This is a genomic window from Jhaorihella thermophila (assembly GCF_900108275.1).
Taxonomy (GTDB): Bacteria; Pseudomonadota; Alphaproteobacteria; order Rhodobacterales; family Rhodobacteraceae; genus Jhaorihella; species Jhaorihella thermophila.
Genome location: NZ_FNVD01000015.1, coordinates 13,955 through 38,830, shown reverse-complemented (window position 1 = coordinate 38,830; position 24,876 = coordinate 13,955). Strand labels below are relative to the sequence as shown.

General features: G+C 65.4%; 19 protein-coding genes. 3 read left to right on the top strand and 16 right to left on the bottom strand.

Going from position 1 to position 24,876, the window contains the following annotated elements; genetic code table 11:
• Positions 1 to 134: 134 nt before the first annotated feature.
• The 5 genes from C4S70_RS14805 to C4S70_RS18705 all read right to left on the bottom strand — a co-directional run bounded on the left by C4S70_RS14805 (position 135) and on the right by C4S70_RS18705 (position 8,119).
• Positions 135 to 2,288 carry a calcium-binding protein gene (locus C4S70_RS14805; protein ID WP_104008889.1) on the bottom strand — a complete coding sequence of 718 codons (2,154 nt, stop codon included), beginning with the start codon at positions 2,286 to 2,288 and terminating at the stop codon, positions 135 to 137.
• A gap of 429 nt (positions 2,289 to 2,717) precedes the next feature.
• Positions 2,718 to 4,073 carry an HlyD family type I secretion periplasmic adaptor subunit gene (locus C4S70_RS14800; protein ID WP_104008888.1) on the bottom strand — a complete coding sequence of 452 codons (1,356 nt, stop codon included), beginning with the start codon at positions 4,071 to 4,073 and terminating at the stop codon, positions 2,718 to 2,720.
• The gene (locus tag C4S70_RS14795) at positions 4,073 to 5,839 is read right to left on the bottom strand and encodes a type I secretion system permease/ATPase (protein ID WP_104008887.1); all 1,767 of its coding nucleotides are present in this window, start codon (positions 5,837 to 5,839) and stop codon (positions 4,073 to 4,075) included. Before C4S70_RS14795 ends, C4S70_RS14800 begins: the two co-directional genes overlap by 1 nt.
• Positions 5,840 to 6,127: 288 nt before the next feature.
• A complete protein-coding gene (locus C4S70_RS14790) occupies positions 6,128 to 7,168 on the bottom strand; it encodes a helix-turn-helix transcriptional regulator (protein ID WP_146064226.1) in 1,041 nt (346 codons plus the stop codon).
• Positions 7,169 to 7,531: 363 nt separating this feature from the next.
• Complete coding sequence (locus tag C4S70_RS18705) at positions 7,532 to 8,119, bottom strand: hypothetical protein (protein ID WP_160114886.1); 588 nt, start codon at positions 8,117 to 8,119, stop codon at positions 7,532 to 7,534.
• 129 nt (positions 8,120 to 8,248) lie between these two features.
• Between C4S70_RS18705 and C4S70_RS18700 the strand changes: the two genes are divergently transcribed.
• Positions 8,249 to 8,656 (top strand): response regulator transcription factor, encoded by a 408-nt coding sequence (locus tag C4S70_RS18700; RefSeq protein WP_160114885.1) that lies wholly within the window; start codon positions 8,249 to 8,251, stop codon positions 8,654 to 8,656.
• A 138-nt stretch (positions 8,657 to 8,794) separates the two neighbouring features.
• Positions 8,795 to 9,112 (top strand): hypothetical protein, encoded by a 318-nt coding sequence (locus C4S70_RS14780; RefSeq protein WP_104008884.1) that lies wholly within the window; start codon positions 8,795 to 8,797, stop codon positions 9,110 to 9,112.
• A gap of 18 nt (positions 9,113 to 9,130) precedes the next feature.
• On the opposite strand, the gene C4S70_RS14775 is transcribed toward C4S70_RS14780, so the two are convergent.
• The 8 genes from C4S70_RS14775 to C4S70_RS14740 form a co-directional block, all read right to left on the bottom strand.
• A complete protein-coding gene (locus tag C4S70_RS14775) occupies positions 9,131 to 10,198 on the bottom strand; it encodes a DUF2793 domain-containing protein (protein WP_104008883.1) in 1,068 nt (355 codons plus the stop codon).
• Between the two features lie 471 nt (positions 10,199 to 10,669).
• Positions 10,670 to 11,674, bottom strand: coding sequence for a UDP-glucose 4-epimerase GalE (gene galE, locus C4S70_RS14770; RefSeq protein ID WP_104008882.1), 1,005 nt, complete (start codon positions 11,672 to 11,674; stop codon positions 10,670 to 10,672).
• A 159-nt stretch (positions 11,675 to 11,833) separates the two neighbouring features.
• Complete coding sequence (locus C4S70_RS19335) at positions 11,834 to 12,199, bottom strand: hypothetical protein (protein ID WP_104008881.1); 366 nt, start codon at positions 12,197 to 12,199, stop codon at positions 11,834 to 11,836.
• Positions 12,200 to 12,315: 116 nt separating this feature from the next.
• Complete coding sequence (locus C4S70_RS14760) at positions 12,316 to 13,011, bottom strand: YjbF family lipoprotein (RefSeq protein WP_104008880.1); 696 nt, start codon at positions 13,009 to 13,011, stop codon at positions 12,316 to 12,318.
• Positions 13,008 to 15,236, bottom strand: a complete 2,229-nt coding sequence (locus C4S70_RS14755; RefSeq protein ID WP_104008879.1) for a YjbH domain-containing protein — start codon at positions 15,234 to 15,236, stop codon at positions 13,008 to 13,010. Before C4S70_RS14755 ends, C4S70_RS14760 begins: the two co-directional genes overlap by 4 nt.
• Positions 15,237 to 15,358: 122 nt before the next feature.
• Positions 15,359 to 17,233, bottom strand: coding sequence for a polysaccharide biosynthesis protein (locus C4S70_RS14750; RefSeq protein ID WP_104008878.1), 1,875 nt, complete (start codon positions 17,231 to 17,233; stop codon positions 15,359 to 15,361).
• A gap of 243 nt (positions 17,234 to 17,476) precedes the next feature.
• The gene (locus C4S70_RS14745; protein WP_104008877.1) at positions 17,477 to 18,550 is read right to left on the bottom strand and encodes a ParB/RepB/Spo0J family partition protein; all 1,074 of its coding nucleotides are present in this window, start codon (positions 18,548 to 18,550) and stop codon (positions 17,477 to 17,479) included.
• Positions 18,551 to 18,599: 49 nt separating this feature from the next.
• Positions 18,600 to 20,012 carry an AAA family ATPase gene (locus tag C4S70_RS14740; protein WP_200822772.1) on the bottom strand — a complete coding sequence of 471 codons (1,413 nt, stop codon included), beginning with the start codon at positions 20,010 to 20,012 and terminating at the stop codon, positions 18,600 to 18,602.
• 382 nt (positions 20,013 to 20,394) lie between these two features.
• On the opposite strand from C4S70_RS14740, the gene C4S70_RS14735 reads away from it, so the two are divergent.
• Entirely contained in the window at positions 20,395 to 21,411 is a 1,017-nt protein-coding gene (locus tag C4S70_RS14735) for a replication initiator protein A (RefSeq protein WP_104008875.1), read from the top strand.
• A gap of 123 nt (positions 21,412 to 21,534) precedes the next feature.
• Here C4S70_RS14735 and C4S70_RS14730 read toward each other — a convergent pair whose 3' ends face one another.
• From C4S70_RS14730 to C4S70_RS14720, 3 genes are read right to left on the bottom strand one after another with little or no spacing between them, the layout of a single operon-like run.
• Positions 21,535 to 22,701 (bottom strand): nucleotide sugar dehydrogenase, encoded by a 1,167-nt coding sequence (locus C4S70_RS14730; protein WP_104008874.1) that lies wholly within the window; start codon positions 22,699 to 22,701, stop codon positions 21,535 to 21,537.
• 31 nt (positions 22,702 to 22,732) lie between these two features.
• Positions 22,733 to 23,404, bottom strand: coding sequence for an ABC transporter ATP-binding protein (locus tag C4S70_RS14725; protein ID WP_104008873.1), 672 nt, complete (start codon positions 23,402 to 23,404; stop codon positions 22,733 to 22,735).
• Between the two features lie 12 nt (positions 23,405 to 23,416).
• On the bottom strand, positions 23,417 to 24,847 hold the full coding sequence (locus C4S70_RS14720) for a sugar transporter (protein ID WP_235003844.1): 1,431 nt from the start codon (positions 24,845 to 24,847) through the stop codon (positions 23,417 to 23,419).
• Positions 24,848 to 24,876: the final 29 nt, after the last annotated feature.

Below are 24,876 nucleotides of genomic sequence, written 5' to 3'. Positions count from 1 at the left end.
GCCCCTGTGAAGGGGCGGTGCCGGGGGACGAGCCCGGAGCCAGTCGTGAACCGGTCCGAACCCGGTCCTTCCTTCTCTGAGGAAACCGCCCCGCGGGGCGGTTTCCGTTGTCTGTCAAGTCACCCGAGGCTGGCTCAGATCACGCCCTCGGTGGTCAGGTCGTAATACAGCGCACCATCAATCCAGACGTTCGTGTCTTCGCCATAACCGTCTTCATCATAGGCCTGTTGGGCAATGTCCAACATGGTCGTGTTCGGGATGTCGTCGCCGATATGCTCGGTCTCGAGCGCCTTCCCACTGTAATCATGCGGCTGCTTCATCAGCTCCCACTCGACCTGGGGATCATCCGGATTGCACTCGGGCAGGCGGACCCACTTGTCCTCGTAGACGATGACGCCCTTGCCGTCGCCGGTCAGCGGGTCAACACCGTAATACTGCTCCAGCGCGGCCATGATCGCGTTGCTCGTGGTGTCCGAGTCCTGCGGCAGCAGGGCAGCGGCCTTGAGCGCCTGAACCTGGTTCACCAGACCTTCGACGAGGACGGTATCGCCATCGGCGTCGGTGCCCGGCGCGCTGTTCTTGACGGTAAAGAGCACGTCGTTGCCGATGATCTTGGCCTTCAGGTGGCCCTCGAGATCGGTATCAAAGGACAGCACGTCCGAATTGGAGGTCGAGAAGTCCTTGATCTTGTCATCGCCGATATCCAGACGATGGACGCCATTGCCGTAGAAGCCGAACTGGAAGGTATCGCCTTCGGCGCCGCCCCACAGCTGGTCATTGCCTTCGTCGCCGATCACGCAGTCGGAGCCCTTGTCGCCATAGACGATGTCGTTGCCCAAGCCGCCCAGAACGGTGTCGTCGCCGATATTGGCCGAGATGCTCTCGAAGCTCGGACCCCAAAGGATGAACCCGTTGTCGCCATGCACGACATCGTTGCCGGTGCCGCCGTTGACCAGGTCATCGCCATCGCCACCGGTCAGATAGTCGTTGCCTTCGCCGCCATTGACGGTGTCGTTGTCATCGCCGCCGGTCACCCTGTCGCTGCCGTCGCCACCCGCGACGCAGTCATAGCCGGTGCCACCGTCGACATAATCATTGCCGGCACGGCCGTCGATTTCGTCATTGCCGGCATCGCCGAACAGCCAGTCGTTGCCGCCGACGCTGTCGTTGGCGTCATCGCCGGTGATGTCGTCATTGCCGTCGCCGCCGCGGATCGTGTCATTGCCCGCATTGCCGCCCAGCGTGTCATTGCCGGTGTTGCCCAGGATCGAATCGTTGCCGGTGCCGCCGCGAACCTCGTCGTCATCCTGGCCCGCATCGATCGTGTCGTTGCCGGAACCGCCGTCGATCAGGTCAGCCGCGCGGCCGGCCGCATCGGGACCGATCTGGTTGTCGCCCCAGATCCGGTCGTTGCCTTCGCCACCATCGATGCAGTCGGCATTGTCGTTGCCTTCGATGATGTCGTCGCCTTCGCCGCCGATCAGGGTGTCGTCATGGGCGCCGCCCTTCATGTTGTCGTTGCCGGCGCCGCCATCCATGTAGTCGTTGCCGTTCTCGCCGTTCATGGCGTCGTCGCCATTGCCGCCGAACATCTTGTCCCAGCCGTAACCGCCACGCATGTTGTCGTCGCCGGAACCACCGATCAGGGTGTCGTTGTCACTGCCGCCATGCAGGTAGTCGTTGCCCGCGTTGCCGGCCAGGAAGTCACGGTTACCACCGCCATAAAGGGTGTCGTGCCCGGTGCCGCCCGACATGCTGTCAATGCCATAGCCGCCGAACATGGCGTCATTGCCGTTCTGGCCGAACATCAGGTCATTGCCGGTGTGGCCAAAGACCCGGTCGTTGCCGGTGCCGCCCAGCAGGCAGTCGTTGCCATAGCTGCCGATCACGGTGTCGTTGCCGGCGCCGCCGAACACCAGGTCATTGTCGTAGTCGCCGTTCAGCCAGTCGTTGCCGCCATTGCCGGCGATGACATCATTGCCCCTGCCGCCGGAGATTTCGTCGTTGCCGGCGACCCCGATCAGGTCGACGAAGGCATCGCCCACGAGCGCGTCCTGACCGCTGCCGCCCAGCAGGCGGTCAGCGGCGCCCATGCCGACCAGGAAGTCGTTGCCGCCATTGCCGGCGATGTAGTTGGTGTTGGCGTTGCCGACAGCGACATCATTGCCGCTCAGCATCCGCGCCTTGTTTTCGAACGGCGTGAACACGGCCACGTCGCTGTTCGGTGTCGCGCCGCCATTCGTGTTGTTCCACACGCCGCTCACTGAAGACCAAGTAATATGCGACATTCTTTTTACCCCCGTAAGAAGTTTCAACAATTGCCCCCGGGCCCAAATCACACGGCCGCCGGGTCACAAAGACATGACGCGGACCATTCCGCGCAGTGCCTCGAATTCATGCTCTGTCGAAGAGGGGAGTCCCGATACCCCCAAATGGGGACAATCCGGGAGATTTATTGTTGATAAACAGAAACAAACTGTTGCCGATTTTGACACCGTGCCATGCTCTCACGGGAGGCGGGCGAAACCGTTGCCTGCCCGGTCCGAAAAGGCGGGCGCGCGGATGGACTCCGCACGGGCGGCGCGCCGATCCGGCACGGTCCGAATGGCCGGAACCCGCGCGAGACGAAACGATCCCCGGTCCGTTCGGGCGACATGAAAAATGCCGGCAAGGCAATACCTCGCCGGCACGCAAGGCCCGCGGCGCGGGCCCGGTTGTCAGCTGCGGAACGCCTTGTTGAAATAGGTGGTCAGCGGTTCGATCAGATAGGCCATCGGCGTGCGGTCCCGGGTCCGGATGAAGGCCTCGACCGGCATGCCTGGGACCAGGGTTTCGCCCTCGGGCAGCTTGGCCAGTTCTTCCTGGGGCAGCTGGATCTCGGCCCGATACCACGACTGGCCGGTCTGCGGATCGGTGAACGCATCCGGAGAAATCCGCGTGACCCTGCCTTCCATCTGCAGCATGTCCCGCGTGTGGAAGGCCGAGAAGTTCAGCGACACCTTCTGCTGCGGCGCCACCTCGTCCACGTTGATCACCGGCACCCGCGCCTCGATGATCAGCGGCCGGTCCTGCGGCACCAGGAACAGCACCGGCTCGGCCGGGCGGATCACCGACCGGCGGCCCAGCACGCGCAGGTCATAGACCACCCCGTCGATCGGGGCGCGGATCTCGAGCCGGTCCAGCCGGGTCATCAGCGTGCGCCGCTGTTCGCGCAGCTGGGCCTCGTTGTTCTGCAGGTCGCGCAGCTGGGTGATGGCGTCCTCCCGGAACCGGGCGCGCAGGCGCAGATCGGTGATCTGCAATTCGGCGATGCGCTGTTCGGCCTGCGCCCGTTGCGATTCCAGGCTGCCCAGGATTCCGGCCAGGCGGGCCTCTTCCCGCCGCAGGGCGGTCACGCGGTCCTGCCGCGCCAGCCCCTTGTCCAGCAGGATCTGCTGGTTGGCCAGCTCTTCCTCGATCAAATCCTGCTGCTGGCGGGTGGCGTCCATCTGCGCGTCGATCCCGGCGATCTGCTTCGCCAGTTGCTCTTTCTGGGCCTGCAGCTGTTCAGTCTGCTTGTCCAGCGACTCGCGCCGGGCGCGGAACAGGCGTTCCTGCCCCTGCATCCGGGCCGCCACCAGCGGATCGGTCCGGGCCTGTTCGACCAGCAGCGGATCGAACGCGATCGCCTCGGCGCCATCGCGTTCCGCCTCGAGCCGGGCCCGCCGGGCCATCGTCTCGAACAGCTGGGACTCCACGATCGCGAGATCCGACGCAAGCCGGGTCGAATCCAGCCGCACCAGCAGATCGCCTTCGTGCACCGCATCGCCTTCCTTGACGCGGATCTCCTCGACCACGCCGCCGTCGGGATGCTGGATCGCCTGCCGGTTCTGATCCACCACGATCCGGCCCGGCGCGATCACCGCGCCGGCGATCTCGGTGCGGGTGGCCCACAGGCCGAACCCGCCCACCAGAAAGGCAACGGTCAGAAAACCGATCAGCAACGGAACCTTCGGGACGAGAAAACCGTCGCGCAGGTTGATCTTGTGCAAGGGGGCGTCCCCCGTCGCCTTCGTCTTGCGTGTCTTGCCCATCACGATACTCCGACCGGATTGTTCGCGGCTCTCGCCGTCTGGATTTCACGGATCCTGGCCGTTGCGCCGGCCATGATCTCGCGGGGCGGACCCCAGGCCTTGCGGACACCGTCGCCAAGCACGAGCAGCATGTCGCATTCCCTGAGCGCTTCCTGGCGATGCGCCATGATCAGCACCGCGCCGCCGCTGGCCTTCATCTGGCGGATCGCCTCGTTCAACGCGTTGGACCCCTCGGTATCGAGATTCGAGTTCGGTTCGTCCAGCACCAGCAGGACCGGATCACCATAAAGCGCCCGAGCCAGGCCGATGCGCTGAATCTGTCCGCCCGAAAGCTGCGTGCCGATCATGCTGATCGGCGTGTTGTAGCCCTGCGGCAGCTTGGTAATCATGTCATGCGCCGCCGCGCGCTTGGCGGCCTCGACCACCTTTTCGCTGTCGGGCTCCAACTCAAGCCGGGCGATGTTCTCGGCCACGGTGCCTTCGAACAGCTGCACCCGTTGCGGCAGATAGCCGATATAGCGTGCCAGCTTCACCGGGTCATACTGGTCGAGCGCCGCGCCATCGAGGCGGATCTTGCCGCCGGCCGGGTGCCAGATGCCCGTCACCGCGCGCGCCAGCGTGGACTTGCCCGCGCCGCTGGGTCCGACCACGCCCACCGCCTGGCCCGGCTTGATCTCGAAATTGACAAGCCGCAGCGAGGCCTGCCGCGCCCCCGGCGGCACCACGGTCAGCTGTTCGACCTCCAGATGCGCCTTGGGCCGCGGCAGGTCGATCCGGGTTTCGTCCGGCGGCACCTCGGCCAGCAGCTCGGTCAGCTTTTCCCAGCCGCGCCGCGCCCGCTGCACCATCGGCCATTGCCCGACCACCAGATCGACCGGGGCCAGGGCACGCCCCAGCAGGATCGACGCGGCGATCATCACCCCCGGTGACGCCTCGCCCTTGAGCACCACATAGGCGCCGACGCCAAGCATCGCCGATTGCAGGAACAGGCGGAAGGTCTTGGTTCCGACCAGGAAGCTGCCACTGAGATCATTGGCGCGCACGCCTTGCTGCAGGGCGTTCCGATGCACCCGGTTCCAGCGCTCGAACGCGGCCTCCTGCATCCCGAGACTGCGGATGGTTTCGCCCTCGGTCTGCAGATTTTCGGCGTATCGGTCCGCCTTGTAGCCGGTCGCCGCCGCAACCACGACCGGGTTCTTGGTCAGGATCTGGTTGAGCATGGTGAGGGCGATGGAAATGCTGCCGCCGATGATCGCCAGCGCCCCCAGGAAGGGGTGAAACACCATGATGCCGACCAGAAACAGGGGCGTCCAGGGCAGATCCATCAGCGCCCCGAACGCGTTCGAGCCGAAGAACTTCTGCACGGCTTCGAGATCCTTGAGCTGGTTTTCGGTCTCGCGGATCGGCTGGCCCCGCGCAGCCTTCTTCAGGACGGCGGAAAAGACGCGCCGGTCGAGAAGCGCCTGGAACCGGGCGCCGGCCCGGGCCAGGATCCGTCCCCTGGCCCAATCCAGAACCCCCATCATCAGGAACAGAAAGGCCATCAGCCCGAAGAGCGCGGCCAGCGTTTCCTCGGAGCGGCTGCCCAGCACCCGATCATAGACCTGAAGCATGAACATCGGCCCGGTCAGCATCAGGGCATTGACGAAAATGCTGAAAAATCCGGCCGACAGAATCAGCCTGCGGCTGGCCCGCCGGGCCGCCCGCAATTCGTTCCGTCCGCGAATGAGATCGTCTTCGCTAATCTTGTCAGTCCTGTCACGCATGGTCCCCCCCCAATTGCGTGTTTGCGCCGGCCCGGCCGGCGGCTTGAATTTCGTCCGAACAATTCAGGCGAAATGAAAAATCCACTTTCTCAGGGCCTGGCCGCCCCCGGCGGCCGGCCGACGACATCCTGCGGCGGCGCCGAGGCGGGGCGGCCGGGATCGTAGTTCTTGATTGTATCCCCTCGGGAAACAAAAGAACGTTCCCTGCCGGTTTCGCTTTCGTCAAATCGAAAGCCCCCACCGCGCCACCGGACGGCGGCGACAGGATGCGATCAGGCAGCGGCGTGGTCATGACGGCCGCTCCACGGCCGCCTGCCAGGTCAGCATCTGCGCCATGTCGGCCCGCCCGCTGACATTCATCTTGGCCAGCGCCCGCTTGGCGTAGGTGTTGAACGTCTCGATCTTCAGACCGGCGATCCTTGCGGCTTCGCGGCTGGGAAGCCCCGCCCGGATCAGGGCCGCCACCCGCGCCTCGGACGGGGTCAGTCCCATCTTGCGCGCGAGATGCTCGATCCGGTCCTGTTCGGGCGGCATCGGCAGCAGGGCAATCAGAACCTTGCGGCCATCCGATCCCTGGAAGGGGGTCAGCGTCAACGGCAGGGGTTGCTTGTGCTCCTGGCCGTCCGCCCCCTTGCGCGACCGCAGCAGCAGGACGTATTCCCGTGCCTTCCGATCCTTTTCAGAGGCCCGGAACACGTCATGCACCATCCGGTGCAGCCCCGCGGTGGCGCGTTCATTCACGCTGCACAGCCGCCCCGCCGACACCCGCAGCAGGTCGCCCCGCTTGATCAGATCGGCCCCCGCCGCATTCGTCTGGAGCAGGTTGCAGTTCTCGTCAAGCACCAGGACCGAGGCGTTCACCTTGCGCTGGACCAGCCACAGCATCGCCTCGTCGGGCAAGCCGGCCTGACTCCGGCGGATCTCGTCGAGGCACAGCCGCCGCAGGCCCGGCCAGATCACGGTGAGGATCTGGCGAAGAGCGTCATCGGGCTCGGCCGTCCAGACCACGACCACATCCCGGGTGCCGTCCTGAAAGACGCATTCGAACGCCTTCCATCCCGGCTCGGGACCGGCGTCGGGCGGCGGCGTTTCGGTGGCGTCATCCGGTTCGGTCGCGCCATTGGCCCCGTCGCCGGTTTTGATGTTGTCCCGGCTTTCGGGCAGATCAGCGACCAGCCCGCGCAGCCGTGTCACCGTATCGTCGGCATTCGGATCCAGGAGAACAACCTCGCACAACGAACCGCTGGCCTGTGTCGGAATATCCTTCTTCTGGAGCAAGCCAGGCAGGTCGCCGCCTTGTCCCGAAGTCGCCACCATGCCATCGGGCATGCAGGCATTTCCCCTGTCAAACCAGACCATGGAAAAGTCGGAGATGGTTCCCACCACCTCGCTCAGGGCGTCGCAATGAATCACCTGCGGAACGGAGATCCCGCGACATTTCTCGATCAACATGTGGTTTGGCCCCCCGGCACCATGAAACTCGCTACTGGAAACTGGAAACTTGAAAATAATGGTGTTCGATGTCCTCCGATCGACAGCCCTCGTTTTCTCGATCGGATGGTACAATGAAACCGGACCTCTAAAAACTCGGCCTTAGGAGGTAAGGTATGCCATCCATATCTCGCGCTTTGCGGAGTTTCTGGAAACAATGAATCCGAAACAGGCCATCTGTTTCCAAAATGAAAACAAATATCATCCAAAAGGACTAATACTTTTGGAATGGGAGACGATGTGCCTTGCCTGAACGATTCCGTGGGCATTGCTTTCGCAGCGGGCAATGCAATCACGAATGCCCCACCCTAGGCCAAAAGAAGCAGGGGCGCAAGGCGGCGGCGCCCGCCGGTTATTCGGCATCAATAAATTGATAAAAAAAGAAAAATCGGCTGCGTTGCACATCTTCAAACAGGCGGGGGACCGGTTCCCTCTCCATTCGGCTCGGCCGCCCTCGAATTCGACCTGTCCGAAAGGGAAGAATCCGATGCCAACTTCGCGCTTTTGTGTTAAGGTCACGTTAACGAATGGCGGATTCGCCCATTCGAATGGGGGGGCAGCATCCAGGACGCTTGCATATCGCGTCCGTGCTGGCGTTTCCTTCCCGTAGTTGTGTTGTTCGGGGTGTTGCCCATGATTTTTTTTGTTGTTTCTCGGCGCGCCTTGTTGCGCGATCTGATTGCATCCTTTTGTGCCGGCGAAGGCATCAAGGTGCACGGCGTCGCAGAACGATTGTCCGACATCGACGCCCCTTCGTCCGATCCGGTCGTTCTGCTTCACCTTGCGCATGGGGACCGTCTGGAGGCAGAGGAAATCGAGGCCTTCCGCGCGCGTTACGGCGAGGCCCGGATCGTCATCCTGTGTTCCCGGCGAATGTATGGCAAACTCCAATCGCTCCCGACCGGCCTGGTCGAGGCGATGGTGCTGGACGACAGTTCCCTGCGCTCCCTGTCCGGCGTGCTGACCCTGGTACATGAAGGTTTCATGATCACGCGGGCCGAACCGCATGAAGCCGGGGATCTCGACACCGGATCGGCTCCCGATCCGATCGAGGAAACATCGGAGGAGGACGACGACGTGGGCCGCCCACGGCGGGCAGCCTCCCGCAAGACCTCCGGCGCCCTGCTGTCACGCCGCGAAACCGCCGTCATCCGCAAACTGTGTGAAGGGGCATCGAACAAGGACATCGCCAATGCGCTGAACATCGGGGAAAGCACCGTGAAGGTCCATCTGCGCGCCTGCTACCGAAAGATCGGGGTCCGCAACCGGACCCAGGCGGCGATCTGGGCCGCCAAGCATCTGCATGACCTTTCGCGCGTCAACTGACGGCCGATCTTCCCGCGGCGTCCGGCGCGCGCCCGGCCATCGGGGACCGGCATGGACGGATGTCACGCCTGCGGGGGCCGACGCCCCGCCCCATTTCAATCAATTGCGCAACGACAACCTGACAATTCGGAGAAGCCCATGCCGATATTCCTTCTCAGCTATGACCTGAACCACGAGGACGGCCCGCCCCACTATGCCGGTTTTGCGGAAGCGATGCAGAAGCTCAATGTCTGCAGGGTACTGAACAATGCCGCGCTGGTCCATGTCAACACCGACAGCGCGCGGGCGCTGATCGAGCATCTGCGCCCGTTTCTGGAACCCGAAGACCGGATCTTCGCCGTCCGGGTAACCCCGGACAACGTGTTCTACCTGAACGCCTATCCGGGCACGAACGACTGGGTTTCCCAGAACCTTCAGATCGCCCAGCCGGAGGCGTCAGACCCCGGCGCGTCCTGATCCGGCACATGCCGGGCGTCACGAAACCACCGCGCGGTCGGTCATGCGCCGCCAGTTCGTGCCGTCGGAAAATGCGATCACGGGACCGCCGGATTCGTCCGAGACGTAGATCAGCGTCCCGGCCCCCAGATCCGCGGCCGACGGCAGCGTGGCAACGGTGCTGGAGCCCAGCCGGACACCGCCCCCCACATCCAGCGGAGCGGTCGGTGACGTGTTCGAGATTCCGACATGCCCGGTATCGGTGGAAATGTGGATGCAATCCTGTCCCGCCCGCTGGTCCCGCAACCTGAAATCTCCACCCGCGGTGATCCCGGCCTTCCAGTCGCCAAGACTTGCCGCATCGACCATGCGGAATGATGCCCCTCCGGAGCCGCCGGTATTTCGAACGGTAATGGTCGGCTCGACCGCATTCTGCGCCACTTCCAGCGCAGATCCCGGGGTGGCGGCCTCCCACAGCCCCATGAACCCCGTGGCGGCATCCACAGTCAGCGCCTGGCGCCATGTCGCGCCGTCGGAACTGACCTTGATCGAGAAATCATCGCTGCCGGAAAGCCCCATCTCGGCATGGCCGGTCCAGCCCGACTGGAACAGAAGGCTTGCGGTATCGCCGGCCGCGGCCTTGTTGACCTTGAGTTGATGGCTCGTACCGGCATGCGTCAGCAGCGTGGCGTCGGCGGCCACCGCCAGTTTGTTGACCGCATCCGGCGCGGTCGAAATGCCGAGCCGGTCCACCTGCTCGACCCCGACCGGGACCGGCATCCACCCGCCGGAGTCGTAAACCCGCAAACCGCTGCCGTCGCGCCCCCAGGCCAACCAGCCCGGTTGCGGGTCGATGAAGCGCCAGCGACCGGTTTCACGCAGGGCGATCCGTCCCTCCTGCCCCGCCCATTCCCCGGTCGGCGCCGCCCCCAGCGCGTGGCATTCGCCATCGGCCGGGCTGGCCGGTGGCGTGAGGGCCTCGAAGCTCTCGACCGTCAATTGCACCAGCGCATCCAGCAGGCGCAGCGCTTCGTTGTGGGTGACATGTTTCTGGGCCTGCGACGGCAGCAGGTAAGGCAGGCCGAGACGTGGCGAGAGATCCGTCATGGGGGCTCCTGTTCCGGTTAAGCGAACGGGCGCACCTTGAAGCGGAGTGTGCAAAGAAAATGTCAGCCCCGCGGACGGAGCATTAACGGTTTGCCGCAACGCCCAAGCCCTTCGACAATCGCACAAGGGGCGGATTGGGCGCTGTATTTCGCAGGCTCGATAAGTTTATCTTATCAATTTTCATGAAATGAGTTCATTTTCCACTGAAGTAAGAATCAAAAAATCCGGAAAACAATCTCCACCAAGTTTACCTCCATTCAAAACAGGGAAATTTCTTCCCCGGCGCCGCACCATGCTCCGAAGCATCTTCAGGCAAAACACCAGTCCCGATGGCGGCACCGCCGCCCCCCCTTGCCGGAACCGGCCGTTCATGACCTGGATTTCGGACCTTCCAGCTTGCTTTTCGGAGACGGCAGACTGGGAATGCACATGCGCCGCCCCCCTGAAAGCCCAAAGAGCGAAATGCCGGTTTCACCGCGCGTAGTGCCCCACCCGGAGCCAGCGCCACGCATCGGCGATCATCTGCTCCAGCGTCGAACGCGCCGGCGTCCAGCCCAGTTCCCGGCCAGCGCGCACCGACCCCGACACCAGCCGCGTCGCGTCCCCCGGCCGGCGCGGGCCTTCCTCCACCGGCACCACCCGCCCGGTCACCGCGGCGGCGGCGTCGATCACCTGCCGCACCGAGAATCCGTGCCCGGTGCCGAGGTTGAACACCCGGCTGCCGCGCCCCGCACGCAGCCAGTCGAGCCCCAGCAGATGCGCCTCCACCAGGTCGCAGACATGGACATAGTCGCGGATGCAGGTGCCGTCGGGCGTGTCGTAGTCGGTGCCGTGGATCGTCAGCGCCGGACGCCGGCCGTCCGCCGCCTCCAGCACCAGCGGGATCAGATGCGTCTCGGGGCGGTGGAACTCGCCGATCTCGGCCTCCGCGTCGGCACCGGCCACGTTGAAATAGCGGAAGATCACCGAATTCAGCCCCCGCGCCGCGCCGAAATCGCGCAGCATGTCCTCGATCGCGCGCTTGGACGCGCCATAGGCATTCAGCGGCAGCTGCGGCGTGTCCTCGTCCAGCACCACGTCGTCATGCTCGCCATAGGTGGCGCAGGTCGAGGAGAACACGAAATCGCGGCATCCGGCGGCGCAGGCGGCCTCGATCAGGTTGAGCGACCCGGCAGCGTTGTTGCGCCAGTAGCGGCCCGGCTCGGCCATCGCCTCGCCCACCTGGCTGAGGGCCGCGAAATGCATCACCGCGACGGGGCGGTGGCGGGCAAAGACCTCGTCCAGCCGGGCACGGTCCAGAAGATCGCCCTGCTCGAACGGGCCGAACTTCACCGCGTCGCGCCAGCCGGTGGAAAGATTGTCATAGGTCACCGGGACAAAGCCGGCTGCCTTCAGCGCCTTGCAGGCATGGCTGCCGATATAGCCCGCTCCGCCGGTGACCAGAACATGATTGCCAGCGCCCGTTCCGCCCGTCACCCGTCAATCCTCTTGCCTGCCCAGGCATCGCCACGGCGCCAAGCATGGCCCTGGGCCAGCCCTGCGGCGCCCGACACCTGCCCCGCTGTCTCGCGCAGGTCACGGAAAACCGGCCCCCCGCCCCGGGCCGCTCACCCGTTGACGCGAACCAGCCAGCCGTCAGTTGGTACCGGTCGTGGTGGTCGTCGTGGTCGTCGTGGTCGTCGTCGTACCGCCACCGCCGCCACCACCGGCGGCAAGTCCGAGTCCGGCGACCAGAATAATGACCGGCGCAGCCGACCCGAGGCCACCACCAGCCAGAACCGCCGCCCCTTCACCAGCACCGGCACCGGCCCCCGCGCCGGCGGCAGTGCCGGGCGGACAGGTGACCTGGAGTTGCCCGGTGGCAAGGAACACCGCGTCGAGCGGGGTTGCCGAGCCGCAATAGCCGCCCTTGATGGCCTGCTCCATCGCATCGTCGGCCTGGGCAAATGCAGCGCCGGGCAGCAGAGCGGCCGCGGTCAAAATCGCCAATGTCTTTTTCATCTCTCGAAACCCCTCGGAACAACTCACATGAATTCGTAACGTAATTGACCTTGTGTTTCAACGAAAGAGCAGGCCGGCGCGCCGGAATCGGCGGGCTTTCGTCGTGCGCACCCGGCCTATTCGGTGATCTGCCGCAGCCTGAGATAGCCGTTATGGGGCCCCGCCCATTGCCGCGACTGCCAGACGATCGGGCGGCGGGTATCGATCCAGTAGTCGTTCACCACGCGCCCGCCGCCGCCGTCGCAGGTTTCGCGCAGATGGCGGGTGGTATGGCGCAACTCGACGATCTCGATCGTCTCGGGCCCCAGATCCCGCACCGAACAGGCCAGCGTCACCGGCACCGTCGCGTCATTGCTGTCGCGGACATGCAGCACGCGCACCCCGCCCTCGGGCGGGCCGGCCCGGCCCGCCGGCAGGTCGATCTCGGTGGACAGGATGTCGCCGCCCAGCCCGCGCGTGCCCACCAGAACCCCATTGCGCGTAATCAGCGACACGTCGTCCACGGTGCGCCAGACCGTGACCGCGCCATTGCCCTCATCGGGGCGCACGCCTTCGACCGGAAGATAGGCCCATTTTCCGTTCTTCTCGAGCGTGGCCTCGAGATAGGCGCCCTCGATCCCTTTCAGCATGGCGCGGGTCAGCTGCGGGCGCGCGGCAGGCTGATCGCCGGCGACCCGGGCGGCCACGGCCTCGCGCAGGGCGGTGGTCAGCTGTACCACTTCGGTCGGGGCGTCGCTGCCGCCGCTGCAGGCCGCCAGCCCCGCAAGGAACAAGACGGCAATTCCCCCGCGCAGAGCCTGTTTCACCCTCATTCCCACGCCCTCGCCCAGCTTTCCGACAGCGCCTTGGCATGGGCCGCGCGAATCTGCGGATAAAGCCGTCCGGGCACGTCCACCCGCGCGCCCCCGTCGCGGGTGATCGGCCGGATCGCCAGCCCCGTGGCCTGGCGCGTCTCGTGACCGAGGAACCAGGTCAGCGGGATCGTGAACCGGACCCCCTTGTCGAACGATCCTTCGCCGAAATCCCGGGCCGACACGTTGGTTTTGGTGAAGAACCCGCCCACCGACCAGCCGTTGTTGAACACTCGGTCGATCCCGAAGGTCGCGCCGACATCGCCGGCCAGATAGCGCCCCACATCCACCTGCCCGATCAGGCCGGGGCCGAATTCGTAATAGGCCGAGGCATGGCCGGTCGCCACGGTATAATCCAGAAACCCCAGACGCTGGTCATAGTCCCGCTTGCGCACATAGTTGATCTCGGCCCCCAGAGCCAGCCGGCTGGCCACCGGCTTCCACAACAGTTCCGTCGAGATCCCCCCATACATCGGCTCCAGATAACCGACGGTGACCCGGCCATAGAGGTCCGCACCCGGCCGCCACTGATAGGACAGGAACAGGTCGTGCAGGGTCGTGTCCGCCTGGGCATAAAGCGGCACCTCGGTCCGCACCGGCGGCAGGCGCGACCCCGACCGGGGGCTGCCGGCCACGTTGCCCGCCAGCCGCTGCCAGATCCGCCCCGACACCAGCCAGCCCGGCGCCGGGCGCCAGGCCCCGTGCAGGGCAATGCCGACGTCCATCCGCACCGGCTTGGCCGGGTCGAAATAGCTGGGGAAGAAATAGGGCGACAGCGCCCAGCTCTTGTCCGGATACAGCCCCTCTGCCGGCAGCGCCCGCCCCGACAGCGGCGGCGCGTCCGAGATCCCGGCCACCGCCCCCAGCGCCTCTGCGGCGTTGCCGTCGAATTCAAGCGTCTCCAGATCGGTCCTGCGGATCGTCACCCGCGACAGCGCCATGCCCTGGGACACCGGCACAAGGTGGAAGGTCTCGACCGAGGCCGGCAGCACCGCCGCCATGGCCCGCGCGGCCCGCCCCGCGGCCAGGGTGAAGGAATGATAGTTCGGATTGCGGAACCGCAGTTCGGCCTCGTGGGCGCTGATGGTCAGGGTTTCAAGGATCAGCCCCTGCCCCTTCAGCGCCGCATCCAGTGCGTCGCGCACTTCCGCGGGCCTGCCGGGCACGGTGACCCATTCGGTGCCCCATGCGGCGGGCTGGACCTGCCGCGGCGGACGCACGGCCAGCGGTCGCGGCGCCGCCACGGCCAGCTTGACCGGCGTGTCCTTCGGGTTCAGCTGGATCTGGGCGGAAAATCCCAGTTCCGTTCCATACATGTAATACAGGCCCAGCCGGGTGCGCGGCGAGACCTGGTATTCCACCCCGAAATTGAACGGCGAGCGGCGCTCGAACACCGAACTGGTCCGCGTCTCGGTCACATAGGCATCCGAGGAATATTCGATCTTCACCCCCCAGCGGTCATCGGGCTGCCATTCGACCCCGCCGAACGGAGCGAAGGGGCCGCGAAACCACTGGTCATAGGACAGCTGGCCGCCAGTGCTGCCGGGATCGAAAGCCGGCCGGCTGCCGATCGACCCGATCGACCGATAGGACCCCAGCCGCCCCCAGCCCAGCCCCGCGGTGATCTTCAACCGCCCCGGCAGGCTGGCCTTGCCGAGCCCCGGCACGGCAAGGGTCTTGGTGGCGACGATATATTCCCCCGAATAGATCCCGGTGCCGGCGAAATCCTGCAGCCCCAGCGCGATGGCCGGCCAGTATCGGCTTTCCCGGCGCAGCCGGAACCGGGCATCGAAGCTGCGGTCGTAATAGGTTCTGAACCCGAAAAGGTTCAGGCCGCGGATGCCGTTGTAGCGGAAACTGCCCGACACCCAGGGCAGGCCCTGAAAAGTCAGCGTATAGCGCCACTGCCCGGCAAACCCGCCCAGGCTGGCCCCGAACTGCGCATCGGGCATCATCTCGCCGGTGGGCATGTCCATCAGCCCCGGCGCCCCGTAAAAACTCAGCGTCGGCGGGGGCAGCGGCGCGAAGGAGGGCGGCCCCGGATCCTGCGCCCCGTGTTCCTGCCCGTGTTCCTGCCCGTGTTCCTGCGCCCCAAGCCCGTGGCCCCACAGGGAGATCAGACAGATCGTGCCCGCGACGATCCGCGCACCGGTCCTCTTCCTGACTGCCTGAAACACGCGCCGCATCACCTGTGAACCTGCCCGCCCCGCCCCGCCGCACAGGCGGGCCTTCCTGGCGGTTAGAACACGGTTCGCCGGCCTGGATCAATGGAGATGGAGCAATCGGACACCCCCGCGGCGGCGCCGGCTCACAGCGACTGGCGCGCCGCCTCGACCTGGGCAAAGCCTTCGACCCACCGGCCGACCACGGCCCGGGCCGCGGCCACGTCATTTGCCTCCAGCGCCTCGTTGAGAGCCCGCAGCATCGACGCCACTTCGATCTCGGACAGGCCGGCTTCGCGCACCCAGAAGATCTTGGGATGGCGGGTCACGATCCGCTCGTCGGACAGGGACAGCTCTTCCTGAAGCTTCTCGCCCGGTCGCAATCCGGTGATGACGATCTCGATGTCTCCGTCGGGATTGTCGGCGTCGCGCACCGTGTAGCCGGCGCTTTCGATCACCTGGCGGGCAAGCCGGATGATCGGCACGGGCTCGCCCATGTCCAGCACGAAGACCTCACCGCCCTTGGCCTCGGCCCCGGCCTTGAGCACAAGGTTCACCGCCTCGCGTATGGTCATGAAATATCGCTTGACCTCGGGATGGGTCACGGTGACCGGCCCGCCCCGGCTGATCTGATCCTGAAACAGCGGCACCACCGAACCGGACGATCCCAGCACGTTGCCGAATCGCACCATCGCAAAGATCGTGCCGGGCTTGCGGGCCGCAAGATCCTGCACCACCAGTTCCGCCAGCCGCTTGGAGGCGCCCATCATGTTCGCCGGCCGCACGGCCTTGTCCGACGAGATCAGGATGAACCGCTCGACCCCCGCATCCGCGGCGGCGCGGGCCAGAACCTGGGTGCCCAGCACGTTGTTGGAAAGCCCCGGCAGCGGGTTGGCCTCGACCAGGGGCACATGCTTGTAGGCGGCGGCGTGCAGCACGACCTGTACGCCATGATCCGCCACCACCTTGCGCACCTGCCGGTCGTCGGCGACCGAGCCCAGCACCGGAACCAGATCGACTCCGGTCCCCTCGGTGAGCAGTTCGAGTTCCTGGTGCACGGTGTAGAGCGCATGCTCGGACAATTCGTAGAGCACCAGCCGGTGCGGCCGGCAGCTCAGAACCTGGCGGCAAAGTTCCGCGCCGATCGTTCCGCCGGCCCCCGAGATCATCACCGTGCGGCCCGCATATTGATCGCAGGCATCGCCGAGATCGAGATCACAGCTCGCACGCCCCAGCAATCTCTGCGGCGCCACCGGCGTCAGCTTGTCAAGCAGGGGCTCTTCGCCGATCAGTTGGGCAAAGGATGGCAGGGCCTGGACCTCGATTCCCAACTCCTGCAGCTGCCGGGCGATCTGCGCCTGCCGGGGATGAGACAGCGACGGCATTGCCAGCAGCACCCGATCGACCGCTTTTTCCCGGACAATTTCCGTGATCCGGGCCGGGGAAAAGACCGGCAACCCCGCGAGAAACAGCCCCTGCAACGACCTGTTGTCGTCCACAAAGGCCACGGGATCGATGCTTTCATGGGCCCGCAGCGCCTGCGCCAGCTGGGTTCCCGTGGTGCCCGCCCCGTAGATCAGCACGCGTCGTCGTGGTTGGGCCCGCCGGTAAAGCGCCGTCACGATCTGGTACAAGACCACACGGGATGACACCACCAGCAGAAAATAGATGATCCCGAACACCACATGCGTGCCCGGCACCAACGGAAGAGGAACCAGCCCCGACAGCCCGGCCGATCCGGCCGCAAGGACCAGGGAGAGGATAGCGGTCAAGGTGATTGCGCGGCCTTCGTAGGCGTTCAGCCGGATCGAGGGAAGGCCAAGCCAGATGGATACCGAAGCCCCGATCAGCAGCAGGTAAGGCAAGACCGCCGACGCGGCCTCGAGCGCCCGGAGCGGCGAACCCCCGATCCCCTGCACGGCATAGGTGAACAGCAACCCGACCGGGATCAGAAGCAGGTCAAGGATCAGCAGAACATAGCCCTTCTGCCGCCGAGACAATCCACGAATCAAGTTCAGCATGCCACCTGGAATCTCCGCCCCGAACGCAGCCTTTTCCCTGGCGCCGTGCCCTCGGCGAAAACGCTACCCAAAAACAATGTCACCCCGAAACCTTACCGATTTCAAAAGCCATTGCAAAACTTCGATTCGAAGAGACCGCCGCAGGCAGTATCCTGCCCGGAGTTTCCGCAGGTTTCCGCGCAATCCCAGCCTTGGCGCGGGCCGCCATTGTTTCGCACGCGAAACATTTTCCCGAAACGAGTCTCAGCCGGCCCGCGCCGCCAGCCAGTCGCGCAGATCCGCCAACAACCCCTCGTCCACCTTCGGGCCGGACAGTTCGATCTTTCCTCTCGAGGGGTAGAAGCTGACCGTGAGGCCGGGGGCGACATGCTCCCGCGCCACGTCGGACACCGCGTCCGTTGCGGGGCGCTCCGCCTTCGGCTGGCCAGCTGCGCCGGCGTCCGCCTTTTCTCCCCCCGCCGCTTCCGGCGGCCTGAGCGCCGAAACCAGAATCTGCATCTCTTCGCCCGCCGTCCGTTCGGGCCGCTGCCGCAGCAGCCCGCGGACACGATCGTCGAAGCCGGGATCGCGCGCCAATTCCTTGACCAGCGCCAGCCCAAGCTTTTCCGAAATCGCGGTGGGGTGCTTCAGATCTCCGTCGAATGCCTCGACCAAGGCCATGAAGCTGCCGATCTTCGACCGCCGCGACCGGGTGGTGGAACCGAACAACCCCTGCAGCGCCGCCCGCCGGGTGGGATAGACCCCCTCGCGCAGGGCCTGCACGACGATCCGGGCGCGCTCGTAAAAGCTCAGATTGGCGCGGATTTCGTTTTCCTCGACCATCGCCACATAAGCTGCCTGCGCCGTCTCGGGCGACACGATCCGGGCCAGCACCGTGGCAAAGCGCGCGCCGCCCTCTTCCTCCTGCAGCCGCTTCAGCGCCGTCAGCCGCCGCCAGCCGGACACCAGCCCGTAGCGTCCGCCGCCGGGCAGGGGCACCACCTCGATCGCGGTCTGCTGGCCGCGGGCGCGGATGCTGTCCATCAGCGCGGCCATTTCCTCTTCGTCCTGCACCATCCGGTCGCGCACCAGATAGCCTTCGTCCACCGCCTCGAGCGGCAGCGCCTCGATCATCCGCCCATCCGCCCGCGCGGCCTCGACCTCGCGCGACAGCTCCTCCAGCGCGGCATGCACCGATGCCTCGCCCGCGACCTGGGCGATCGGCGCCGCTGACGACGGGGCAGAGGCGCCGAGCGGTCCGGACAGGGCCGTTCCCGGCGCGCGGTCTCCGCTCAGGTAATCCGGTTGCGCCGGGGTGAGCCGTTTGCGTCTGGCCATGTCTCGTCCTCCTCGTTTCCGCGCGATTTCGCCTTGCCAGAGCCTGCTTTCACGCGCCCTGCATGGCGGCCTCTTCCCGCGCGGCCAATTCGTCGCGCCGCCAGATTCCCAGCAGCAACCGCTTGAAGGCGGCATAGGTGGCGTCGAATGTCTCGCGCCCGCGGGCATAGGTTTCGCGGTTGAAGTCGCGATAGTCGGCCTCGTAGATGCCGTTGACCTGTTCCCCGGCCTGGCCGATCAGCGCGGTGAAATCCTGCCGGTGCGGGCTGAGCGTGCGCCCCATATAGGCCTGGATCAGCGCCGCCAGCTCGCCCTGCTGGGCGCCGTCATAGCGGGTGATGACCGCCCGCACCGCGTCCCATTCAAAGGCGATGCCGGGCCGGCCCAGGGCGCGGGCGGCGGTGTTCTCTCCCTCTTCGATGCTGGCAAAGGTCGAATGCAGCATGTCGAAAAACCGCCCCGTGGAGTCGAACTCCAGGAACGAGGCCCCGAACGGCACCAGCAGGATATCCGCCGCCGCCAGCCCGTTGATGGTCAGATAGCCAAGGGCAGGGGGGGTATCGACGAACACCAGGTCATAGTCGTCCAGCACCCCGTCCGCCGCCAGCCGGTCGGTCAGCGCGTCCCACAGCTTCCAGCCGCGCGCCTGCATCCGCCAGACCGGGATCTGGAACTCGGCCCAGTAGAGGTTCAGCTGCGCGCCGATCAGATCGATGTTCGGCCAGTGGGTGGGGCGGATCACGTCCCGCGCGGTCATCCCCAGTGCGGTCTCCAGCGCCTCGTCCAGCGGCTGCGGCGGCTCGCCCCGGCTGACGCGCAGCTGGTTTTCGGCGCGCAGATGCTCGCCGTAATGGCGCGCCAGCAGCGGAAAGGCGGTCTGCCATTCATCCTCGACCCGCCCGCCGAAGATCGAGGTCATGGAGCCCTGGCTGTCCAGATCGATCACCAGCACCTTGTAGCCGTCCAGCGCCGCGGACATGGCCAGATGCGCGGCCGTCGAGGTCTTGCCCACGCCGCCCTTGAAATTTGCCACCGCCACGATCTTGGCTGGCAACCCCTTCGGCCGGTAGGGCAGATAGTTCTTGGCCTTCGACCCCTGGGCGCCGAAGAACGCACGCAGCCGCAGCACCTCGTCCAGGGTGAACCACTTGGCCCCGCCTTCGGTTTCCGACATGCCCTGCGGCAGATCCGGGTTCTGCCGCAGCACGCGCCGGAAATGCGCCTGCGCCACCGGGATCAGATAGCGGCAGATCTCCCAGGTCGAAAACCGCCGCAGCTGTTTCTGACCCTGTTCGTCCAGCCCTCGGCTGGCCAGATCCGCCCGTCCCCGGGCGCAGGATTCGGCGATCCGCGCGAAGCCGCCCGTATCGGTCGGCGGGTCCAGATCCGCCAGTGCCGCGTCGGGATCGATGTTGAAATAGGGAGGAAGTCCCGCCTGTCCGCTTGCGCTGTCGCGTGCCATGATTTTTGCCCGATGTGCCGTATTTTTCGCATGATACCACGAAACCCGCGACATGAAAGGAAAACACGAACAGATCGGCGTCTTTTCTTTGCAATTTTGGGCGTTGGCAGGAGGATTTCTGCGGTTTGGCGGTGCGAGCTGCAATTTTTTTCTTGGTTAGATTTGTGTTATTTCAGTGTTAAAGCACGCCTGTCGTGAAACAATTTCATTTGATTTCAATACGTTTGATAGCTTCATCCAGCGCGTTCCGACTCTGAACCCACGATAAACCGACTCCGATCCCACGATTGCGCGACTCCAAAGCCACGTTGCGGCAGGCTGTGGATAACTCTAGGGTGGGCGTCAACGAAACCACGAAAAAAAATCGAGTCGGGCAGGGCACATGAACAGCGCGGTGACGGGCGGATCGGGCGGGTTGCTGCCGTTGAGGCATCCTCAGGGGGATTTCTTCGTCTGCGATATCCTGGATGCGATCCCCAAGGACGACATGGCGACGATGGAGCATCCGGTGTTTTCGCTCTCCACCCGGCCCGACCGGCGGATCCTGCGCTATGAACACAACGGGGTGCGGATCGAGGTCACGCCTTCGGTCAAGGGACTGGCGACGATCCACGACAAGGACATCCTGATCTTCTGCATCAGTCAGCTGATGGCGGCGCTGAATGCGGGGCGGCAGGTGAGCCGCACGCTCACGCTCAAGGCGCATGACCTGCTGGTTGCCACCAATCGCGAAACCAGCGGCGATGCCTACCGTCGCCTGCGCGAGGCGTTCGAGCGGCTGGCCGGCACCCGCATCACCACCAACATCACCACCGGCGACACCGAGACCACCACCGGGTTCGGCCTGATCGAACGCTGGGAGATCGTCCGGCGCACCCGCGGCGGGCGCATGGTCAGCGTGGCGGTGACGCTCAGCGACTGGCTCTATCGCGCGGTGCTGTCGAAATCGGTGCTGACGCTCAGCCGCGACTATTTCCGCCTGCGCAAACCGCTGGAACGGCGCATCTACGAACTGGCGCGCAAGCATTGCGGCCGGCAGGACGGCTGGACCGTCTCGGTGGACACGCTCTTGAAGAAATCGGGCTCCGCCTCGCCCCGGCGGGTGTTCCGCGCCATGCTGCGCGAGATGATCGCCGCCGACCACCTGCCGGACTATGCGATGGAAGAGGTACCCGGCGACCTGATCCGGTTCACGCCGCGCGCCCGGCTGACCGAATCCGCCCCCCCGCCGCCGGTTCTGCGCGCCGAGACGCTCGAGGCCGCGCGTGCCCTGATGCCGGGCGCGGACGTGCACGCGCTCGAGGCCGAATGGCGCGGGGTCTGGGCCCGCACCGGCCATCCCCGCCTGCGCAAGCCCGACGCGGCATTTCTGGGCTGGGTGAAGAAACGGACCGGTTAGAGTCCGTTTTCACGCTCTGACAGCAGCGCAGGGCCCCATCTTTCCGCAAATGGCCCCCTGCTTCTTTCTGGTCCGAAATACCCCGGGGAGCGCGAGGGGCAGCGCCCCTCGCCTTCCGCTCCGTCAATCCGACCCGAACAGGTCGCGGGTGAACACCTTGTCGGCCACGTCCTCCAGCTCCGGCGCCCGCCGGTTGGCGATGATCACGTCGCATTCCCGCTTGAGCCGATCCAGATCATGCGTCACCTCCGAGCCAAAGAAACTCTCCTCCTCCATCGTCGGCTCATAGACCATCACCTCGATCCCCTTGGCCTTGATCCGCTTCATGATCCCTTGGATCGAACTGTGCCGGAAATTGTCGGACCCCGCCTTCATCACCAGCCGATGGACCCCGACCTTGCGGGGGGCCTTTTCGATGATCCGGTCGGCGATGAAATCCTTGCGGGTGCGGTTGGCCTCGACGATGGCCTGCATCAGGTTCTGCGGCACCTGCGCGTAGTTGGCCAGAAGCTGCTTGCTGTCCTTGGGCAGGCAATAGCCGCCATAGCCGAAGGAGGGGTTGTTGTAATGGGTGCCGATCCGCGGATCGAGCCCGACGCCTTCGATGATCTGCCGCGGGTTCAGCCCATGGGTCAGCGCATAGCTGTCCAGCTCGTTGAAATAGGCCACCCGCATGGCGAGATAGGTATTGGCAAAAAGCTTGATCGCCTCGGCCTCGGAGGGGCCGGTCAGCAGGATCGGCGCGTCGGGCTCTTCCGAACAGTCGCGCAGCATCTCGGCAAAGGCGCGGGCGCGGTCGGTCTCCTCGCCCACCACGATCCGCGAGGGGTGCAGGTTGTCGTAAAGCGCGCGCCCCTCGCGCAGGAATTCGGGGCTGAACATGATCCGGTCGGTGCCCAGACGCGCGCTGATCTCGCGGGTGAACCCCACCGGCACGGTGGACTTGATGACGATCACCGCATCCGGGTTCATGTCCAGAACCTGGCCGATCACGGCCTCGACGCTGGAGGTGTCAAAGAAATTGGCCTTGGGGTCATAGTCGGTGGGGGTGGCGACGATCACGAAATCCGCCTCCCGCAGCGCGGCCGGCGCGTCGGTGGTCGCGGTCAGATCCAGGGCGTCATTGGCCAGCGACTGTTCCATCTCGGGGTCCACGATGGGGCAGTCGCGCCGATTGAGCCGCGCCACGCGATCGGCGTCGATGTCCAGCGCCACCACCCGGTGGCGGCGGGCCAGAAGAATGGCATTGGACAGGCCGACATAGCCGATCCCGACCACGGTAATGTTCATCTGCGCTCTCCTCTGTGAGGCCGCCCTTGGGCTATTCTTCGCTTCTGGCGACCTTCATGTTGTCCAGGTGAAAGGCGATCGCCTCGTTCACGTCGTCGAAATAATGCAGCTTGCCGTTTTCCAGAACCATGCCGGCCCGGCAGACCCGCTTTATCATCTCCGCGCCATGCGACACCAGGATCGCGCCGGACCGCGACATGCGTTCGTGAAACAGCGCCTCGCTTTTCGCGCGAAAGTTGGCATCGCCCACCGAGGTCACCTCGTCCACCAGGTAGGTGTCGAAGGGGATGCCCATGGACACCCCGAACCCCAGCCGCGCCCGCATCCCCGACGAATAGGTGCGCACCGGCTGGTGGAAATGAATGCCAAGCTCGGCGAAATGGGCAACGAAATCCAGTAGCTCGTCGGTATCGACGCCATAGATCCGGGCGATGAAGCGCACGTTCTGCGCGCCGGTCAGGTCGGGATGGAACCCTCCGGCCAGCCCCACCGGCCAGGAGATCGTGCCGGTGGTGCGGACGCGTCCCGAATCCGGCAGAACCGTTCCGGCAATCATCCGCAACAGGGTCGATTTCCCCGCGCCGTTGCGGCCCAGCAGCCCGATCGCCACGCCCGAGGGCAGGGTGATGTTCAGATTGTCCGCAACCACCTTGTCCCGGCCCCGGAAGTGGAACCGCTTGTTGAGGTTTTCCAGCCGGATCATGTTCGCCCCCGATCACCTGCGATCACGGAAGCTGTAATAGACCAGCACGAGGCTGAACCAGCCGATGAACAGAAAGCCCGCAATCAGGGCAACCACCAGCGGCCGGTTCGGCGCGGTCGGGGTTTCCGGATACGTCGGCTGCAGATAGGCGGTGAGATAGCGGCTGGTGCGCTGTGCCTCGGCCAGCGCCGCGTCATAGGCGCCGAGCGCGCTCACATAGGCGGTTTCGGCGAATTTCAGTTCGACCTGAAGCCTCTCATATTCGCCGATCACCTTGGCATAGCCCTCTTCGGGCTCGCCATTGGCCGACGCGTCCGGGCCGCCAACCCCCAGCTTGCGCCGCTCTTCGGCGATCCGTTCCTCGATCACGGCGATCTCGCGCGCGATCTTGTCGAGCCGCGGATCGCCATTGCGCGCGGTCTGTTCCAGCAGATCCTGTTCGATCAGCGCCTCGGCCAGTTTGGTCTGCAACGAGTTCAAGAGCCCCATCTGCCCGGCGATGTCGGCCTGCGGATCGACGATCTGGGTGCGGACGCGAAATTCGGTCATCGCCTGGCGCGCCTTGATCAGCCGGTCGATCGCCTTGTCGAGTTCTTCCTTGGCATAGCGGGTGGCGTCATCCCGGGCCACCGAGGACAGCTCGTTGATCTTGGCCTCGGCCTCCTCGTAGATCAGTTGCGCCAACCGGTGCGCCTCTTGGGGGGTGAAGGCAAAGGCGCGCACCTCGATCAGCTTGGTGCCGCTGTCGTAATAGACCCGCACCATGCGCGACCAGTAGTCCACCAGATCCTCGATGCTGGCATCGTCCGGCAGCGAAAAGACCGGGTCGAACCAGGGCTGCGTGAAGACCGCGCGCAGATCCATTCTGGCATCGACCCGCTCGACCATTTCGCGGCTCTGGATGAATTCATAAAGGATGTCGGGATCCGAACTGGAGGACGAGGTCGCTCCGATCAGCCCTCCCAACCCGCTGAGCATGTCCAGCGCCGATTGGCTTTCGGCCGACCGCACCGAGAACCCGACGCGGGACTCGTACTGGTCGTCGGCAATCGCATACATGTACCATCCGGTCAGGGCCGTGGGCAGGATCACCAGCGCCAGAAAGCTCAGAAGGATGCCCCAGTGCCGCCGGTGGGTGCGGGCGTGGCGGGCCATCGGGGCGACCTCGATCACCTTCGGCTGCGCCGGTTTCGCCGGGGGCGGCGGTTTCCGTTCCGGCTGTTTCGGAGCCGGTTTGCCATGGTCGGGGGCATTCCCGGCCTTGTCGGCCCCCTTGGCCGGTCTTGCCGGTTCGGATTGGACCCTTGCCGCGCCCTCCCGCGCGTCCCCGGCCGCGGGCCGGGGGGCATCGCCCGACTTCACCACGTCAACCCTGGGCGTCGGTTTGTCGGGCTTGCCTTCGTCGGTCGCCGAGGCTGCGGGCTTGACTGCCGGTTCGGTCAAATCGTTGTGCCTTCCTGAAATCCGATATA

What these genes read in the sequence shown, in the direction of transcription:
- C4S70_RS14805 (WP_104008889.1), bottom strand. Translation starts at nt 2,288, where the DNA reads ATGTCGCATATTACTTGGTCTTCAGTGAGCGGCGTGTGGAACAACACG.
- C4S70_RS14800 (WP_104008888.1), bottom strand. Translation starts at nt 4,073, where the DNA reads ATGGGCAAGACACGCAAGACGAAGGCGACGGGGGACGCCCCCTTGCAC.
- C4S70_RS14795 (WP_104008887.1), bottom strand. Translation starts at nt 5,839, where the DNA reads ATGCGTGACAGGACTGACAAGATTAGCGAAGACGATCTCATTCGCGGA.
- C4S70_RS14790 (WP_146064226.1), bottom strand. Translation starts at nt 7,168, where the DNA reads ATGCCCGATGGCATGGTGGCGACTTCGGGACAAGGCGGCGACCTGCCT.
- C4S70_RS18705 (WP_160114886.1), bottom strand. Translation starts at nt 8,119, where the DNA reads ATGCGCAAGGTGAAGCAGAACGACCGGATCGGACGAAGGGGCGTCGAT.
- C4S70_RS18700 (WP_160114885.1), top strand. Translation starts at nt 8,249, where the DNA reads ATGGTGCTGGACGACAGTTCCCTGCGCTCCCTGTCCGGCGTGCTGACC.
- C4S70_RS14780 (WP_104008884.1), top strand. Translation starts at nt 8,795, where the DNA reads ATGCCGATATTCCTTCTCAGCTATGACCTGAACCACGAGGACGGCCCG.
- C4S70_RS14775 (WP_104008883.1), bottom strand. Translation starts at nt 10,198, where the DNA reads ATGACGGATCTCTCGCCACGTCTCGGCCTGCCTTACCTGCTGCCGTCG.
- C4S70_RS19335 (WP_104008881.1), bottom strand. Translation starts at nt 12,199, where the DNA reads ATGAAAAAGACATTGGCGATTTTGACCGCGGCCGCTCTGCTGCCCGGC.
- C4S70_RS14760 (WP_104008880.1), bottom strand. Translation starts at nt 13,011, where the DNA reads ATGAGGGTGAAACAGGCTCTGCGCGGGGGAATTGCCGTCTTGTTCCTT.
- C4S70_RS14755 (WP_104008879.1), bottom strand. Translation starts at nt 15,236, where the DNA reads ATGCGGCGCGTGTTTCAGGCAGTCAGGAAGAGGACCGGTGCGCGGATC.
- C4S70_RS14750 (WP_104008878.1), bottom strand. Translation starts at nt 17,233, where the DNA reads ATGCTGAACTTGATTCGTGGATTGTCTCGGCGGCAGAAGGGCTATGTT.
- C4S70_RS14745 (WP_104008877.1), bottom strand. Translation starts at nt 18,550, where the DNA reads ATGGCCAGACGCAAACGGCTCACCCCGGCGCAACCGGATTACCTGAGC.
- C4S70_RS14740 (WP_200822772.1), bottom strand. Translation starts at nt 20,012, where the DNA reads ATGGCACGCGACAGCGCAAGCGGACAGGCGGGACTTCCTCCCTATTTC.
- C4S70_RS14735 (WP_104008875.1), top strand. Translation starts at nt 20,395, where the DNA reads ATGAACAGCGCGGTGACGGGCGGATCGGGCGGGTTGCTGCCGTTGAGG.
- C4S70_RS14730 (WP_104008874.1), bottom strand. Translation starts at nt 22,701, where the DNA reads ATGAACATTACCGTGGTCGGGATCGGCTATGTCGGCCTGTCCAATGCC.
- C4S70_RS14725 (WP_104008873.1), bottom strand. Translation starts at nt 23,404, where the DNA reads ATGATCCGGCTGGAAAACCTCAACAAGCGGTTCCACTTCCGGGGCCGG.